Below are 16,547 nucleotides of genomic sequence, written 5' to 3' on the forward strand. Positions count from 1 at the left end.
CGTTCCTCTCACTCACCTCGTCGTTAATAAGGGGCCGGCGGCTCCTGTCCGGCCTCCGGCTGCACGTCCGGCGTCGTGCGCCGGTGAACTACCTCATACAACACCGGCAATACCACCAGGATCAGCGCCGCCGCGGTCAGCATGCCTCCCACCACCACCCGCGCCAGCGGCTGCTGTGCCTGGGATCCGATACCCGTTGCCAATGCGGCCGGAAGCAATCCGATGGCCGCCGCGAGCGTAGCCATCAAAATGGGACGCATCTGCACATCCGCGCCCTTGAGAATGGCCTCGCGCAACGCCAGGCCATTGCGCCGGAAATCCTCAATACGTGAGATTAACAGGACTCCTCCGAGAATCGCTACTCCCAGCGTTGAAATCACACCCACAGCAGCGGAAATGCTGAAGTGCGTCCCGGTACAGACGAGGGAAAAAATTCCCCCGATCAGGGCAAAAGGCACGGTCACCAGGACAAGCAAGGCGTTCGTTAGCGAATTGAATGTCGAATAGAGGAGAAACAGGATGATCACCAGGCTCACCGGCACAATCATCGTCAGGCGTTTTTGCTCCGCCGTAAGTTGATCGTACTGCCCCGCCCATTCGATTCGGTACCGCTCCGGAAGCGATACGGCCTGGGCCATCTTCGTCTGCGCTTCTTTCACCGTGCTCTCCAGGTCGCGCTCGCGAACACTAAACTTGATTGGAATGTACCGTTCATTATTCTCCCGATAGATGATGAAGGCCCCGGTCTGAGTCCTGATCGTGGCCACCTGTTTCAGAGGAATCCGCGCGCCATCCGGCGTATTCACCAGAATATTGCCGATGGTCTCCTCATCACGCCGGAACTCCGGCAGAAAGCGGACGACCAAATCGAATAACCGCTCGCCTTCGAACACCTGCGTCACCGCCTGCCCGCCCACCGCGGCCTGCACCACCGCGTTGACATCGGAAACGCGCAGCCCGTAACGCGCGCTCGCTTCGCGATCGACTTGGATCAAGAGGTTCGGCTGACCGACCAGGCGGAAGATTCCCAGATCCTTCACACCGGCCACGCCCTTCATGACCGATTCGATTTCTCCCGCCTTCGCTTCCATCGTTTTCAGGTCGGTGCCGAACAACTTGATAGAATTCTCCCCCTTCACGCCGGACATCGCCTCTTCCACATTGTCTTGAATCACCTGGGAAAAGTTAAAAATAATGCCGGGAATGACTTTGAGACGTTCTTCGATTTCCTCCACCAGGTGATCTTTGGTGAGCCCGGGGCGCCAGTCTTTATGGGGCTTGAGGTTAGCTAGGAATTCCGCGTTGAAAAAACTGGTGGGATCGGTTCCGTCGTCGGGCCTGCCCAGCTGAGAGACGATGGTGACGACTTCCGGCGATTTCCTGAACATCTGCCGGATCTCTCCGGTTAATCGGGCCGCCTCGTCGAACGAAATATCGACCGGCATGGTGGCGCGCACCCAGAGGTTTCCTTCCTCTAACGCCGGCATGAACTCCCCGCCGATGAACTGCAGGGCCCCGAATGCCGCTACTAACAGCAGCACCGAGGCGCCGATGACCTTCATATTGTGAGCCAGCGCCCATCGCAACACGGCGAGGTAGGTTCGGCGAATCACACTGACGAACCGCGTATCCTGTTCCGTGACGACACCAGTCAGGAGCAGCGAGCACAAGACTGGGGCCAGGGTGAACGCCATGAGCAGCGCGCCAAAGAGGGCGAATCCGTAGGTAATCGACATCGGCGCAAAGATCTTTCCCGGCACACCGGTCATCGTGAACAGCGGAATGAAGGCCACCACGATAATGGCGGTGGAAAAGAAAATCGGCTGCCCTACCTGGCGGGCGGCGCGGACGATCTGCTGCGGCACAGTCAGGCCTAGCCGGCGATCGTGTCCCAGGTGGAAGAAGATGCTTTCCACCATGACCAAGGTCGCGTCCACGATGATGCCGAAATCGATCGCGCCCAGGGAAATGAGGTTGGCGGACTGCCCAATCATCACCATCATCGTAAAGGTGAATAGCAGGGACAGTGGAATAGTGAGCGCCACGATGAGAGACGCGCGCAGGTGGCCGAGGAACACAAACAGGATGACAAACACGAGCACCATCCCGCTGATCAGGATATCCGTGACGGTTTCAACCGTTGTATGGATCAGGGCCGTCCGATCGTAGAACGTCTTGACCTTGACGCCTTCCGGCAACTTCCATTTATTCAACTCCTCGACTTTCTCCCGCACGCGCTCCAGTACGGAAAGCGCCTTGTATCCTCGTTGGAGCAAAATGACCCCTTCGACCACATCGTCGTTGTCGTCGATGCCGACCTTGCCTAGGCGCACGCGGTGGCCGACCGTCACCGTCCCCAGCGTTTTGACGAAAATGGGGGTCCCTTCTTTTTCAGCGACCATCACGTTCTCGATATCCGCCAATCCATTGATCAGCCCGAGACCGCGAATGTTGTAGTTCTGCGCGCCCACGGTCAGGTAATTGCCGCCGACATTGGCATTGCTGTTGGTCAAGGCCTCCATGACCTGCGCGAGACTGACCTGGTAGCTGATGAGTTTTCCCGGGTCGATATCGACGTGATACTCCTGCGTCGTGCCGCCGAAGGCCGTCACGTCGATGATGCCGGGCACCCGCCGGAACTCCCGCCGCAATTGCCAATCTTGGATCGTTTTGAGATCGGTCAGGCTCGCCTTCCCATCTCCCTGCAATTGATATCGGTAAATTTCGGCGATGGCCCACCAAGGCGACAAGGCCGGTTGAACATTTTGCGGAAGGCTGAGGGTCGAGAGGCGGTTGACGACCTCCTGGCGGTCGAAGAAGTACTGGGTGTTGAAATCGAAATAGATTTTGATATCGCTCAACCCAAAAATCGAGAGCGAGCGGATGTCGGTGAGACCCGGCATTCCATTGAGCGCGACTTCGATGGGAATTGTGATTTGCCGTTCGATCTCTTCCGCGGACCAGCCCGGAAACTGAGTAATCACCTCCACCATGGGAGGCGACGGATCGGGATAGGCCACGATGTCGAGCTGTTGAAAAGCGTACAACCCGCCGAAGAGGAGCGTGAATCCGAGCGCACAGACGAGAAAACGCTGCACCAGAGACAGTTCGACGATTCGAACCATCATGCTGCTACGGGACGCTGTTGGCGACAACGGCGCATGATCACCGGCCTGATCATCCTTTCACCTCCTGCCCTTTTACCAGAACCGCTCCTTTGATGACGATGCGCTGGCCCGATGTCAGGCCCTCCAGAATGCGGACTTGCCCACTCGACACATTTGACACGGTCACTTCATGCTTCGAGTAACGATCCGCCCCGTCCACGACATAGACAAAATGTTTCCCGTCGATCTCAACCACCGCTTCCTTCGGTATCGTCAGAAACGGCGTGGCATCTCCGATATCCAACCTGAGCCGCGCGAACATCTCCGGCTTCAGTCGCTGATCCCGGTTGTCGACCCAGGCCCGCACCTTGATGGTGCGGGTGTTCGGATCGACCACGTCGCCGATGGACGCGACCACGGACGCAAAATCAGTCCCGGGATAGGCCTCTACATTGATCCGCCCGACCTGACTGACCTTCACCAGCGCCAAATCTCGTTCGTAGACATCGGCCACGACCTGCAACCGGTCCAGATCGGCGACCGTGAAGAGCACCTGGCCGACATCACCTCCGACGGACTGTCCCGGAGTCACGGCCCGCTCCACCACCGTTCCCGTCAAGGGACTCTTCATCTCAAACCGTGAGGTAATTCGCTGTTGCGCAAGCGGTTTTTCCAACTCGGCCGCGGGAATGCGCAACGACAGCAACCGTTCCTTGGCCCGCCGGAATTCGGCCCGCGCTTTGATCAAATCATTTTCCGCCTGTTTCAGATCTTTCAGGGCTAACGCCTTCGTGGCGTAGAGTTCCTTCGCCAATTCCTGGGCCCGCGTCGAGTACTCCAGCTCGGACGCCTCTTTCACAAACTCCGAATAGGCCGCAGTGATATCCGAACTGTCGATGACCAACAGCGTCGCCCCCGCCTCCACCCGGTCACCCAATTTGGCGCGCACTTCCACCACTCGACCCTGTAAGGGGGAGGAAATTTTCGAATAACGATCTTCGCCATACGCAACCTTCCCGACGAGCACCAGTTCCGGTTGGACCGGTTTGAAATCCACGACAGCCGTTTCGATCTGGCTGGCGGACGGCGCTGTGGTTGGAGCAGCGACTGGTCCGGTTGAGGCGGAAGGCGGGGAAGGCTCGGGATCTTGTTTTTGACTGCACGCGCAGAGGAGCAGGACGGCGGTCAAGGCGATGACCGGGATTGCGCCCGAGGTCATGACGTAATCTCCTGCCCCACAGAACTTTCCAATTGGAACAGATTCCGCTGATAGGAAAAGAGGGCTTCGATAAAATTTTGCTGGATCGTGCGGGACGTCCGCGCCGCATCGAGGAGATCTAAAATAGTGGCGCCTCCCCGTTCATAGGCGCGCTCCACGATGGTGAACGTCGAACGAGCGTCTTCCAACACACCCGCCAGATAGGCCTCCACTAACCGGCGGCTCTGCAGGAGATTATGATAGGCCACGTCGACCTGGTTCTCCACCTGGTTCACCGTGCGGTCCAATTCCGCCTGGGCCGACTGCACGCCGACTTCAGCCTGCACGATGCCGCCCTGATTGCGGTTGAAGAGCGGCAAGGGGACGCCCAGATTCACGATGCCCATCTGCTGGTTGTCCGGCCCGCGCGGTCCTTGCACTGAGTACCCCGCGCCGATGGTCACATCCGGAACTCGAAAGGCCTTGGCCAATTTCAGATCAGCTTCACGCTGCGCCACGAGCGCCCGTCTGCTCTTAATGTCGGGACGCACATCCAGGGCCACTGAGCGCAATTTCCCCATATCCGGATCGACTCGACGATAATCCATCTCCGTGGTCAGCTCCAGCTTCGAAGCCGGTGAGAGCCGAAGCAGCTGGCGCAAATCCGCCCGTGCCGACTCACCTTCCTGAATGGATTCGATCACCTGGGATTGGAAGTCCACCACTTGCAGCCGGATACGGATGAGATCGACCTCCGCAATGTAGCCCTTCTTGAAGCGAATCGTATTGACGTCCAGGATGCGCGCGAAGCGATCCCGGTTTTCCTCCGCCAATGCCAGGCGGCGCTGTGCAACCAGTACGCGATAGTAGGCGTCCTTGATGGTAAAGCCCAGCTGCCGGACGGCATCTTCAAAATCCGCTTCCGCCGACTGTACGCCGAAGCCGGCGCTTTCGATGCGATACCCGCGTTTGCCGGCCAGTTCAAACAGTTGTTGCACCTGCATCGTGAGAGCGCCGGTTTTCGCCAGCGTATTGCCTTGAGTAAACGAGGCCACGCTCCCGACCTGCGCCACCGGATTGGGAAACAGCCGCGCCGTAATCTGTTGCCCCTTGTTCGATTCGATGCCGTACTTCGCAATGAGGAGATCCAGATTTTGTTTGAGGAACAGGGCCATGGCTTCTGACAGATTCAGACGCACCACCGGAGGGGCCAGGGAGCCGGCCGAGATCGGCGCAGGCGCCGGGACTGATTCCGCTGCCTGCGCCCACCCGCTTCCGAAGAGAATCATGCCCAGCAACGCGATCACCCACCAGGACCAACCCTGGCGAGCCCGTGCGCGGACACAAGGCATGAAACCGTTTCTGTGATGGAACATCTCGTCACACATGGCGCGGGAATATCGATCAACCGAGGACAGGGCACGCATTATACTGATTCTTGGTGGCATTTCAAACCTTGACGATGACCCTATTCATTGCATTTTTAGCTCCGTCCACGCCCGATCGTACAGCCGGATTCCCTTCCCCACGTCACGCATCCACTCCAACCGCGCCAGTTGATCGAGGGGCGGATACACGGCTGGATTCTCTCTCGTCGAAGTATCGACCAATTCCCGGGCGAGCCTGGAGGCGGACGCAAAGCGAAGCCGCTCCGAGGTGCGCGCCGCCACTGTCGGCTCCATCAAATAGTTCACGAACCGCATGGCGAGCTGCTTCTGCGGCGCGGTCCGGAGCACCACGAGACAATCGGCCCAAATGGTTGCGCCTTCCTTCGGGACAACATAACGAATAGAGGGCCGATCGGCCATGGCACGGGCCACCGGCCCTCCCCAGCCGTGTGCCAGGACCACTTCCCCGGAAGCGAGCAGCTGATCGTAGTGATCGCTCGTATACGTCTTTACTAGCGGCTTTTGCCTCAACAGTTGCTCCTTCGCCGACTCAATCACCTGCGGTTCCGTGCTGTTCATCGACTGTCCCATGGACCGCAGGACCGCCCCGAACACTTCCCGCTGGTCGTTCAACATGCTGATACGGCCCTTGTACCGCATATCCCACAGGATCGACCAACTGTCCGGTGCGGTCGGAATGACAGCGGAATCGTACCCGATGCCCACCGTCCCCCACAGATACGGAACGGAATAGCGGCGCTCGGGGTCGAACGGCAGGGTCTGCAAATGGGGCTCCAACTGCAAGGCGTTGGACAATTCCGCCTGGTCCAGTTCGCTCAGCAAGCCCTGCTGGATCATGATCGCGACCATGAAATCCGACGGAACCGCCACGTCGTAGCCGGTGGCTCCGCTTTGCAGTTTCGCTAGCAATTCCTCATTGCTGCTGAAAGTATCGATCACCACCTTGACCTGCTCCCGCCGTTCAAATTCCTGAATGATATCCGCACTCACATAGTCGGACCAGGTGAAGTAGTGCAACACGGGGCGCGTCTCGGACCGGTCTTCGCCGGAATGCTGCCCGCACGCCGTGAGCCACCCGGAAAGCCCGAGCAGGCACAGACTCCACAGCGCCATCCTTCGGATAACGGGTCTCACTCAGACCTCCCGGCGCTGCAGGTACAGTGAGCCGGCGACACACAGCATCGAGACCACCAACAGCAAGGCAGACAGCGCATTGATTTCAGGGGTCACCCCGGATTTGATCATCGAATAGACTTTCAGCGGCAGGGTCGTGGCGCCGGGACCCGCGGTGAAGAAGGTCACCAGAAAGTCATCGAGCGAGACCGTGAACGCAACCAGAACCGCTCCCCAGACGGCCGGCCGCAATAACGGCAGGGTCACATACCTGAACACCTGCCAAGAGTCGGCGCCGAGATCCGCCGCCGCCTCGCGCAACATGGGGTCGAGTTTACGGAGGCGCGTGCGGATCATAATCGTCACCAGCGGGATATTGAATGCGATGTGCCCGAGGATCACCGTTGTTAGGCCGAGCGGCATGCGGACCATCACAAACAACAGCATCAGCGCCACGCCCATCATCACTTCGGGAATCACGAGCGGCAGCACCAGGCTGCCTTCGAGAATCTGTTGCCGACGGGGCCTCATGTGCTCCATGCCGAGGGCCATCAGCCCGCCGAGGCCGGTGGCGCCGACGGTCGACACCAGCGCGATGAGCAGACTGTTCGCAGCCGCGGCGAGCAACGCCTCGTCATGTACCAGTGCCGCATACCATTTCAGGGTCGCCCCGCGCCAGGTCATTGAGAGGTGGGCGGCATTAAACGAATACAGCACCAGCACGATGATCGGGCCATACAGAAACAACATCGCCAGGAGGCTGACGGCAGTGAGGCCCGCCGATCGCTGCTTCACCGCCCCTCCAATGGACCGTCCTCGGGGTTTGCCTGCCGGTAATACACGACCACGGCCGCCATCACGATCGCCATCAGCACGAAGGACACTGCCGAGCCCAGCGGCCAGTCGCGCACCACCAGATACTCGTGCTGAATCAAGTTACCGATCATCATGCTACGCGCACCGCCCAGGAGATCCGGCGTGACGAACGAACCGATTGACGGGATGAACACCAGAATGCAGCCACCCACGATGCCCGGCATCGTCAGCGGCACCACCACTCGCGTCAGCACCGCCCAGCGGGACGCGTAGAGATCCCATGCCGCCTCGACCAGGACAGGGTCCAGCCGTTCCACCGCCACGTAGAGCGGCAATACCATAAACGGGAGATACCCGTACACCAACCCGATCACCACCGCTGTCGGGGTGTAGAGCAATTCCAGCGGCTCAGCGATCAGCCCGAGTGCCAGCAGGAAATTATTGGCCAGGCCGTCATGGCGCAATATGATCATCCAGGCGTAGGTCCGCACGAGAAAGTTCGTCCAGAACGGCAGCATGACCAGGAGCAGCAACACCGGCTGCCAACGGGCTGGGCTGCGCGCAATCACATAGGCCAGCGGGAACCCCAGCAGGAAACAGATGGCCGTCGTGAGCGTTGCGTACCACAAGGACTGACCGAGGATTTTGCCGTAGAGTGGATGCAGCAGATCGAGATAGTTCGCCCAGGTGAACTCCCACACGATGCCGCCATAGGTCCCGCGCGAGGCCAAGCTGATGGCAAACACCAACAGGAGCGGAACCAGGAAGAACAGGGTCATCCAGAACAAACCGGGGACAGCCAACCAGTAGGAGCGGCAGGAGGTATGCGCAGCGGCGGGAGAGGGTGAGACATCGTCAGGCGGCATGGTCACTCAACAAACACTCGTCCATCAGTCAAGGCCCAGTGGAGACACACCGGCTCGCCAGCAGCGAATGACTGCTGCGCGGCGCCGCTCATCCTGGCTTCCCAGAGACTCTCGCGACCCACTCGAATGAGATACTTCGTCTCGCTGCCGGCAAAGAGCACCTTCTCGATCAGGCCGGGTAACACCGGGTCCTGGGTGGCCGGTCGCTCGCGTGACATGCGGAGACGTTCCGGCCGAAGCGACCAGGTGGCGGGACCGCCAGATGACTGTCCGGGAACGGTGTGCACCGGAAATCCCGGCAACCGGTCATCAGCCGGCTGAAAGAGATGCTCTTCCCCCACCACGTCACTCAATCGCCCGGACAATTCATTCGACACCCCGAGAAACCGCGACACCAACAGATTGCGGGGGTTCTCATACACCTCCCGGGGAGTGCCCACCTGCAACATACGCCCCTGGTGCATCACGGCGATGCGATCGGACATCATCATCGCCTCCTCCTGATGGTGCGTGACGCAGACACAGGTCAGTCCGGCTTGTTCCTGAATCGACTTCAACTCGACCTGCATCGCCTGCCGCAGTTGTTGGTCGAGGGCCGCCAGCGGTTCATCGAGCAGGACCACAGCCGGTTTATTCACCAACGCCCGGGCCAGGGCCACACGCTGTTGTTCGCCGCCGGATAATTGAGCAGGCTTTCGTGCTTCCTTGCCGATCAGCTTGACCATCGCCAAGGCCTGCCGAACCTGCTCATCGATGAGCGCGGCAGGAACCCGCCGCATTTTCAGGCCGAAGGCGACATTCTCGGACACGGTCAGATGGGGAAAGAGCGCGTAGGATTGAAACACCAGGTTCACGGGACGACGATTGGGCGGCACGCCGATCATCGATCGGCCGTCAATCAGCACATCCCCTTCATCCGGATGCTCGAAGCCGGCCACGATACGCAGGACCGACGTTTTTCCGGCGCCGCTCGGCCCGAGAATGGAAAAAAATTCTCCCCGTTGAACCTGAAAACTGACGTGATCCACGGCCGCCACCGACCCGTGGCGTCGCACGATCGCGCGAATGTCGATCGTCGGCGCTGTCGACGGAAGGGATTGGCCGGAGGCAATGACAGGGGAGGTGGAAGAGGTGGCCATCGAGGGCTGGGGTCAGACCGCCGCGTCGACGGTCACGGCTTAATGCTCCAAATCGACTTTGGAACTGACGTCGCGCAGATGCTTCCGCACACGCACGCGATGTTCATGTTTCCGCAACAGTTCACGGCGGATCACATCGCGATCTTCCGCCACGATGCGCACGAGCCGGTCGTTATCCTCAGCATGATTTCTCACGAGCTCAGACAAACGCTGGACTTGCCGCTCCAATCGCTCCAGCCGCCAGACCATTTCCATCATCGGATTGGCAGGCTCGATCGCTGGCTTGATGACCGCCGGACGGGCATTCTGTTTCTTCATGTCCGCTCCTTCTCTTCAGCCCGACCCGCGGTCGGGAACGCACGTTGAATCGTAGTATCATCCGAGTCGGAGTTGAAGTCAATCATTCTGCCTCCTTTCTATTCATCCCTCGTCCTGCTACAATCGGCCCGTCTATGGCTAAGATCTTTACGATGGTGCTGGCCGGCGGAAAAGGCGAACGCCTCTATCCCCTCACCGACCAGCGCGCCAAACCCGCAGTCCCCTTCGGCGGAAAATATCGCATCATCGACTTCACGCTGAGCAACTGCCTGAACTCCGGTCTCCGGCAGATGGCCGTGCTGATCCAGTACAAATCGCATTCCCTCGACCGCCATATCCGTACGGGATGGAATATTCTCAACCCCGAGCTCGGCGAATACATCGTGTCGGTCCCGCCCCAGCAGCGCATCAGCGAAGAATGGTATCGCGGCACCGCCGACGCGGTCTATCAGAACCTGTTTCTGATGGACAACGACCATTCCGAGTTTCTGCTCGTGCTGGCCGGCGACCACATCTACAAGATGAATTATGCCGACATGTACAACCTCCTGATCGAGAAACAGGCTGATGCGATCGTCGGCGCGATTGAAACCCCGCTGGCGGACGCTCACCGGTTCGGTGTGATCGCGGTGGATGAAGACCGGCGCATTTTGAGTTTCGACGAAAAGCCCGAGAAGCCGATGCACATTCCCGGCGATCCGACCCAGGCTTTCGTCTCCATGGGCATCTATTTGTTCCGCACCGATGTCGTCCGCGAACAACTGATCCGGGATGCCAAGGAAGGCACCAAGCACGATTTCGGCAAGAACATCATCCCCCGGATGATCAAAGAGTGTCGCGTCTACGCCTTCAAATTTCAGGATGAAAACAAGAAGGCCGTCAAGTACTGGCGTGACATCGGGACCCTCGACGCCTATTGGGAAGCCAACATGGATTTGGTCTCCGTCGATCCGCAGTTCAATCTCTACGATGGGCATTGGCCGATCCGCACCTACCAGGGACAGTTTCCGCCCGCCAAGTTCGTCTTCGCCCAGGACTTTCAGGGCGGCCGTATGGGGGTGGCGTTGGACTCCATCGTGTGCGGCGGGTGCATCATTTCCGGTGGGCGCGTCCAAAACTCGGTGCTATCACCGAACGTCCGGGTCCATGATCATGCGGATGTCCGGGAGTCGGTGGTGATGGAAAACGTCGTGATCGGCGACCATGCCCGCATCCGTCGCGCCATCATTGACAAGGATGTCATCATTCCACCCAAAACCGTGATCGGCTTCGACCCGGCTGCGGATCGTCAACGTTTCAAAGTCACCGATTCCGGATTGGTGGTCATTTCAAAGGGAATGAAACTGCATGCCGCCGTCGATCCATCCGGTTGATTTGGTCGCGACTCTCCGCCAACGAAACCTCACTCCTGCGATCATTTTTCTCACCTCGAGACGGGCCTGCGACGAAGCGATGCAATCCTTCGAGCGCAGCCAGGTGACGCTGCCGAAAACGCAACAAGACCAGATTGCCCGTGTGCTGGCGCAGGTGACCGAGCAGTTTCCCAGCATTACGGAGCACCCGTTGATTGAAACAGTCCAGCGCATCGGCGTGGCCGCGCATCATGCCGGACATTTGCCGTCCTGGAAGATCGCGGTGGAAGAATTGATGCGCACGGGATCGCTGGACGCCGTCTTTGCGACGACCACCCTGGCGGCCGGCGTGGACTTTCCCGCCCGCACGGTCGTCGTGACCCAGTCCAGCATCCGCAAGGCGCGCGATTTTACCGATCTCACCGCGAGCGAAATTCAACAGCTGGCCGGCCGTGCCGGCCGCCGGGGAAAAGACCTGGTCGGGTTCGCCGTCATCACCCCGTCTCCGTATATCGATCTCACGGTCTTGACCAAGGGGCTTACGGGGCAGCCCGAGGCGATCCATAGCCAATTCGTGATCAGTTACCCGATGGTGCTGAACCTGCTCAAGGCGCACCCGCGCGAACAGATTCAATCCATCCTGGCCAAAAGCTTCGCCCAGTTTCAGCTGAACCAACGCACGGCGGTGCTCGAAACCAAACTCGACGACTTGCGGGCCGAGATGGAGCCCTTCGGACCTCGCGTCTGCTCCGATTGGATCACGCAATGGCAAGTCTTCGAACAAGCGCGCAAGCGAAAGAAACCTCGCAGCCCCTTCGCTCGGCAGGAATCGCCCGATGTCGCCGCGCGCCTGCACTTCCTGACGCCCGGACGCGTCGTGGGGGTCACCCGTGGACGCGGCATCATCCTGCGTCAATACCGCAGCAAGGGCCAACATGCGCCCATGGTCACCCTCTTGCGTGAAGGCGGGTCGCTGAACGAATGCCCCGCCTCGATCGTCACGCAAGTGTTCGATCGCACGTTCGACTGCGAAGAAACTTCGTCCTATCCCTGGTGCACGCCGCAGGCACTGGAGCAGCTGACGCATCATCTGACCGATCTGCCGCCGAGGCTTCCGATCCTTCCGATTCTGGCGCATCAGCATGAAGAAACCCCGATCGACAGTTCCATCATTCAAACGCTGGGCGACTTTGCCTGCCCGACCTGCCCGTCGCGCCAGGCTTGTCAACGCGATTATCCGCGCGCCTCGCGGGGGCGCCAGGAAATCCAACGCCATATCAAATCGATTCAAGCCCTCCAGACAAGCTTGTGGCACCGGTTTCAAGAGCGGATCGACGTCCTGGAGCGATTCGGCTACCTCAACGCCAATGCCCAACTCACCGCCGACGGCGAATGGGCGCGGCTGATCCGCATCGATCACTCACTTCTGATCACCGAATTGATCCGGGCCGAGGCCTTCGGCGCCATCGATCCGCCACTGTTGGCCGCCGTCATGGCCAGCATCGCCCATGACGACGATCGCCCCGGTTCGTTTCCGCGTGGAAGCGCCGGGCTGGTCACGTTGCTGTTTCAAGTGCGGAAACTGGCGGAGAGTTTAACGCCCCACGAAGCGCCGCCGATGTTACGGGCCGACGTGGCGGCGCTGACCGAACGCTGGGTGGCGGATCAGACGCTCACGTGGATCGGACTGGCCCGACTGACCACGATGGCAGAAGGCGACATGTTTCGGCTGTTTGCCCGCACGATCGAATTTTTGTCTCAATTAAAGACGCTGAAAACCACCCACCCCTCGCTGGCCGAATCGGCTGATCACGCCATAGCCGCCATGCGCCGGGGCGTGCTGGAGGAACTGCCATGAGCCCGTCGTTCGTTTCTCGTGAAGCGTTGTTCGCAGAGGCATGCCAAGGGGCCTCGTATGTGCACGTTTCCCGCTTCACGTTTTACCTTTCACGTTTCCCGTTTCACCTTTCATCTTTCACGGGGCACGCGTGACGACACACGAACTGGAAGAGTTGTTGCTGCAGCAACCGGTCGCCCTGCTCCATCGCCTGGCGCGGGGAAGAATCAGCCGGCATTTCCGCTCCGGAAAACGCAAGCTGGTCGATCTGCTCCTGCAAGCCTCCGCTGAAAATCGCCCGGGACTGGAATCCGACCTGCAGGCCCTGATCGACCAACGGGCTCAACGGCCTCAACCGGCGCCCGCTGAAAAACCGCGACCCACTGAGGCACGCTCCCGGCAGGCCGTTTCCGCTCCATCACGCCCGCACAGAACCGACGACCATGGCCATCATGAGCCGCCAGTCTCGCTCCACGAATGGCTGGCAGGAATCGGTGTGCCTCCGCCGCAACCCTTTGTTCCGGATGCCTGGCAGGTGGAGGCGCTGGCGAAACTCGCCGAGACCGATGTGGTTGTCAGCGTCCCGACAGGGAGCGGCAAGACCTTTGTCGCGATCGAGGCGACCGCCCGCGCGATGCGCGAGAATCGAACCGTAATCTACACGTCACCGCTCAAGGCGCTCTCCAACACGAAATTTACCGAGTTCTCGCGGGTGTTTGGCCCAGGCCAGGTGGGCATCCTGACCGGCGACCGCCGCGAGCATGCGCAAGCCCCCTTGCTGATCATGACCACGGAGATCTTGCGCAATCTGCTGTATGACGCGGCCGGAGGCGAGATCGATGTGCGGTTGGATACGTTGGGGCTGGTGATCATGGATGAATCACAGTACCTGGCTGATCCGGAGCGCGGGGTCGTGTGGGAAGAAACCTTGATTTTTTGTCCTTCGCAGGCTCGTCTCCTGCTTCTCTCCGCCTCCATCGGCAATCCGCAGGATATTGCGGACTGGTTAACCGCCATTCGTCCGACCCCCTGTTCGCTCATCCGCCACACCAAGCGATCGGTTCCGCTGCGGGCCGGCTACCTGCACCCGAACGAAAAGCTCACGCCGCTGTTTCGGACCGCCGGCATCCCCTACGGGCAACCCCATCTCCTGCACCCGGAGGCCAAACGACTCTTTATGGAATATGAAGAAGAGACCGGCCCCTCCCGATCACGCTAAGCACTGCGCCATGACACGTCGTTCGTGAAACGTATCTCACGGAGGGAAACAGTGGATGATCTGTGCGGACGGCAGGTCGCCTGCTAGAAGGTATAGGTCAGTCCGATCGTCGGTCCGTGCCGGAGGGTTTGGAACTGGGTCACGGGCGCGGAAGCCGTAGAACCGTCCGAGCCGTATAATTTCCACTGATCGTTGACGAGTACCCGATTCCACCAGATGCGGTACCCTCCCGTGAGGTACAGCCGATCCCAGATTTTCACACGCAGATTAAAATCCGAGGTGGTGCCGATCCCGAGGCCGGTCATTCTAAAACTCGGGTCTTGCGCAAGGTCGGTGCGAAGGTGGTGTACGTCCTCATTATTTAAATACGACAGCAGCATCGCCACCTTGGCCTCGACGCTGAAACGACGATCGAACTTATATTCCAGCTCCCCACCGAGACGACCAGAAAACCATGTGGTCGTGTTGGTGATGATCGCCTGATTGCGAAATCCAACCGTGCCGGCGGAAGAACAGTGAAATTCTGAACTGGGAGATGAGGCGGTCGTACATTCCGCTTGCGTCACTCCCGTGGCCACATGCCGTTCCCGCCAATACTGCAATCCCACAAACACTCCCAGAGTCCCCTTGTTATCCTTGAAGGTATGCGCTGTCGCGCCCACATCACCATTGAGGTACCAGAGATGGTCACCGCCAATATCGCTGTAGGTTCGTGAAAACCGATGTTCTCCGCTCACGGTCGCCCCTTGTGACGCGGCTCCTTGCGCACTCAAAAAGTCATCATCCGTGAGACGCCCTCCGCCTATGGACCCATATCCGAAGGCACCACGGAAAAATATCTTATCCTTCAACTGCACCCGGCCGGTAATCTCAGTCACGTTCGTGCCGGTATCCTTGTATTTGAGTTTCGAACTGGGATTCCCGAGGTTGGGATCCAGGCCGGACGCATTGTGGCTCCAAACCGTTTCACCCTGGCTGAACCATTCGGAAATTCTGAGATCGACCTGCGCAATCGACGAAGACTGTGCCGCAGGAACTTCAGCGCCCGCCGGACCAGTGGTGGACCACGCCAGGCAAGCGCATACCACACAGAGCAGACATCGCAACTGAATCATAGGTGTGGCACTCCCTTACCATCCGGGCCAAAGATATGTCCGCACAACCGCCAGACTACGTATCCCGTCCGGAACAGCGCGCCCACTGATACCCTACCTGTCCGGCATGGTCAACAACTTTCTCGGCCCTGGCCGGATCTATGGCCGGACCCTCCCGATACGTCTGCCTGAGGACGATCAGAAAAGACTCATCATCGGAAGACCGCCGTTCCGATTTTGTACGCCGGAGTGCCACGACCCTACAGGAGGAAAAAATTTCCTAGAGCATTTCTACGAGGGGGATGTCCACGCAAGGTACGTGAGACGAGTGAAATTTTTTCTTGCCTATTCGCGTTTGATCCGTTAGGGTCGGCTCTGAACGATATCCAGACGGGAATCCCACCGAACTCCGCTGAGCGATTCCCGACAATCAATTAAGAAGAACGCTGAAGAGATTTGTTGTGGCACGCCTGTTGCTCACCGACAATTGTTTCATTTTTTCAATTTAGAAAGAATACCTAAGGGAGTACGGACTATGACGCCACGGCATTTCATACCGATTCAGCATCCACCACGCATTATGCGGCGAGATGCGGCGGGACACCTTGTGGTCTTGATGCTGATGTTGTGGCTGTGCGATCTCGTTGCGGGAGCAACCGGCGCGCTGGCGCAGAATATCGTCAGCACACCCAGCGCCCTCTCATTGACGGTAGCGCAGGGAGGCACGGCCTCAGGAACCCTCAGCCTTAGCAAGTCGAGCACCGAACAACATAGCTACCTCATCAGCACGAATCAGGGATGGATCTGGCTGAACCCTGCCTATGGCAGCACGCAAACCATCACCACTGAAACGGATTCCCTGACCGTCACCGTCAATACCTCGGCGATGGGACTCGGGGTGGGCACCTATTCCGGAGTGGTGTACATTGGAGAATCGGGTCCAGGCGTGTCGACGCTTTTGCGCATTCCCGTCACCACCACTGTGACGGCGGCCGGAACAACACCACCACCACCGCCGCCTCCGTCGACCACACCCCCACCCTCAACGACCCCTCCACCTCCGCCGCCATCGACGACGC

Annotated in this window: 11 protein-coding genes and 2 pseudogenes; 4 read left to right on the forward strand and 9 right to left on the reverse strand. The window is 59.4% G+C overall.

Annotation, left to right across the window (positions count from 1 at the left end):
* Nucleotides 1–23: 23 nt before the first annotated feature.
* The 8 genes and pseudogenes from GDA65_19900 to GDA65_19935 all read right to left on the reverse strand — a co-directional run bounded on the left by GDA65_19900 (nucleotide 24) and on the right by GDA65_19935 (nucleotide 9,966).
* Nucleotides 24–3,128, reverse strand: coding sequence for a CusA/CzcA family heavy metal efflux RND transporter (locus GDA65_19900; GenBank protein MBA5864950.1), 3,105 nt, complete (start codon nucleotides 3,126–3,128; stop codon nucleotides 24–26).
* 49 nt (nucleotides 3,129–3,177) lie between these two features.
* A pseudogene (locus GDA65_19905) lies at nucleotides 3,178–4,182 on the reverse strand (efflux RND transporter periplasmic adaptor subunit).
* Nucleotides 4,183–4,322: 140 nt separating this feature from the next.
* A complete protein-coding gene (locus GDA65_19910; protein ID MBA5864951.1) occupies nucleotides 4,323–5,753 on the reverse strand; it encodes a hypothetical protein in 1,431 nt (476 codons plus the stop codon).
* Nucleotides 5,754–5,777: 24 nt separating this feature from the next.
* Nucleotides 5,778–6,848 carry an extracellular solute-binding protein gene (locus GDA65_19915; protein MBA5864952.1) on the reverse strand — a complete coding sequence of 357 codons (1,071 nt, stop codon included), beginning with the start codon at nucleotides 6,846–6,848 and terminating at the stop codon, nucleotides 5,778–5,780.
* A complete protein-coding gene (locus GDA65_19920) occupies nucleotides 6,849–7,622 on the reverse strand; it encodes an ABC transporter permease subunit (protein MBA5864953.1) in 774 nt (257 codons plus the stop codon).
* A complete protein-coding gene (locus GDA65_19925; GenBank protein MBA5864954.1) occupies nucleotides 7,619–8,422 on the reverse strand; it encodes an ABC transporter permease subunit in 804 nt (267 codons plus the stop codon). Before GDA65_19925 ends, GDA65_19920 begins: the two co-directional genes overlap by 4 nt.
* 89 nt (nucleotides 8,423–8,511) lie before the next feature.
* Nucleotides 8,512–9,648 (reverse strand): ATP-binding cassette domain-containing protein, encoded by a 1,137-nt coding sequence (locus GDA65_19930; protein MBA5864955.1) that lies wholly within the window; start codon nucleotides 9,646–9,648, stop codon nucleotides 8,512–8,514.
* A 39-nt stretch (nucleotides 9,649–9,687) separates the two neighbouring features.
* Complete coding sequence (locus GDA65_19935) at nucleotides 9,688–9,966, reverse strand: hypothetical protein (GenBank protein ID MBA5864956.1); 279 nt, start codon at nucleotides 9,964–9,966, stop codon at nucleotides 9,688–9,690.
* A 134-nt stretch (nucleotides 9,967–10,100) separates the two neighbouring features.
* Here GDA65_19935 and glgC point away from each other — a divergent pair, with 134 nt between their 5' ends.
* The 3 genes from glgC to GDA65_19950 are packed head-to-tail and all read left to right on the forward strand — an operon-like array spanning nucleotide 10,101 to nucleotide 14,374.
* On the forward strand, nucleotides 10,101–11,339 hold the full coding sequence (gene glgC, locus GDA65_19940) for a glucose-1-phosphate adenylyltransferase (protein MBA5864957.1): 1,239 nt from the start codon (nucleotides 10,101–10,103) through the stop codon (nucleotides 11,337–11,339).
* A complete protein-coding gene (locus tag GDA65_19945; GenBank protein ID MBA5864958.1) occupies nucleotides 11,314–13,176 on the forward strand; it encodes a hypothetical protein in 1,863 nt (620 codons plus the stop codon). Before glgC ends, GDA65_19945 begins: the two co-directional genes overlap by 26 nt.
* A gap of 40 nt (nucleotides 13,177–13,216) precedes the next feature.
* On the forward strand, nucleotides 13,217–14,374 hold the full coding sequence (locus tag GDA65_19950; protein MBA5864959.1) for a DEAD/DEAH box helicase: 1,158 nt from the start codon (nucleotides 13,217–13,219) through the stop codon (nucleotides 14,372–14,374).
* A gap of 83 nt (nucleotides 14,375–14,457) precedes the next feature.
* Here the strand turns inward: GDA65_19950 and GDA65_19955 are convergent, their stop codons facing one another.
* Nucleotides 14,458–15,489, reverse strand: a complete 1,032-nt coding sequence (locus GDA65_19955; GenBank protein MBA5864960.1) for a hypothetical protein — start codon at nucleotides 15,487–15,489, stop codon at nucleotides 14,458–14,460.
* Nucleotides 15,490–16,471: 982 nt separating this feature from the next.
* On the opposite strand from GDA65_19955, the pseudogene GDA65_19960 reads away from it, so the two are divergent.
* Nucleotides 16,472–16,547 (forward strand): annotated as a pseudogene (locus GDA65_19960) (polymer-forming cytoskeletal protein).

The sequence above is a fragment of the Nitrospira sp. CR1.1 genome, assembly GCA_014055465.1.
GTDB lineage: Bacteria > Nitrospirota > Nitrospiria > Nitrospirales > Nitrospiraceae > Nitrospira_A.

Coding starts and splice junctions, on each gene's coding strand:
- GDA65_19925 (MBA5864954.1), bottom strand. CDS start 8,422: ATGACCCTGTTCTTCCTGGTTCCGCTCCTGTTGGTGTTTGCCATCAGC.
- GDA65_19900 (MBA5864950.1), bottom strand. CDS start 3,128: ATGATGGTTCGAATCGTCGAACTGTCTCTGGTGCAGCGTTTTCTCGTC.
- GDA65_19955 (MBA5864960.1), bottom strand. CDS start 15,489: ATGATTCAGTTGCGATGTCTGCTCTGTGTGGTATGCGCTTGCCTGGCG.
- GDA65_19950 (MBA5864959.1), top strand. CDS start 13,217: ATGCCAAGGGGCCTCGTATGTGCACGTTTCCCGCTTCACGTTTTACCT.
- glgC (MBA5864957.1), top strand. CDS start 10,101: ATGGCTAAGATCTTTACGATGGTGCTGGCCGGCGGAAAAGGCGAACGC.
- GDA65_19930 (MBA5864955.1), bottom strand. CDS start 9,648: ATGGCCACCTCTTCCACCTCCCCTGTCATTGCCTCCGGCCAATCCCTT.
- GDA65_19935 (MBA5864956.1), bottom strand. CDS start 9,966: ATGAAGAAACAGAATGCCCGTCCGGCGGTCATCAAGCCAGCGATCGAG.
- GDA65_19945 (MBA5864958.1), top strand. CDS start 11,314: ATGCCGCCGTCGATCCATCCGGTTGATTTGGTCGCGACTCTCCGCCAA.
- GDA65_19910 (MBA5864951.1), bottom strand. CDS start 5,753: ATGCCACCAAGAATCAGTATAATGCGTGCCCTGTCCTCGGTTGATCGA.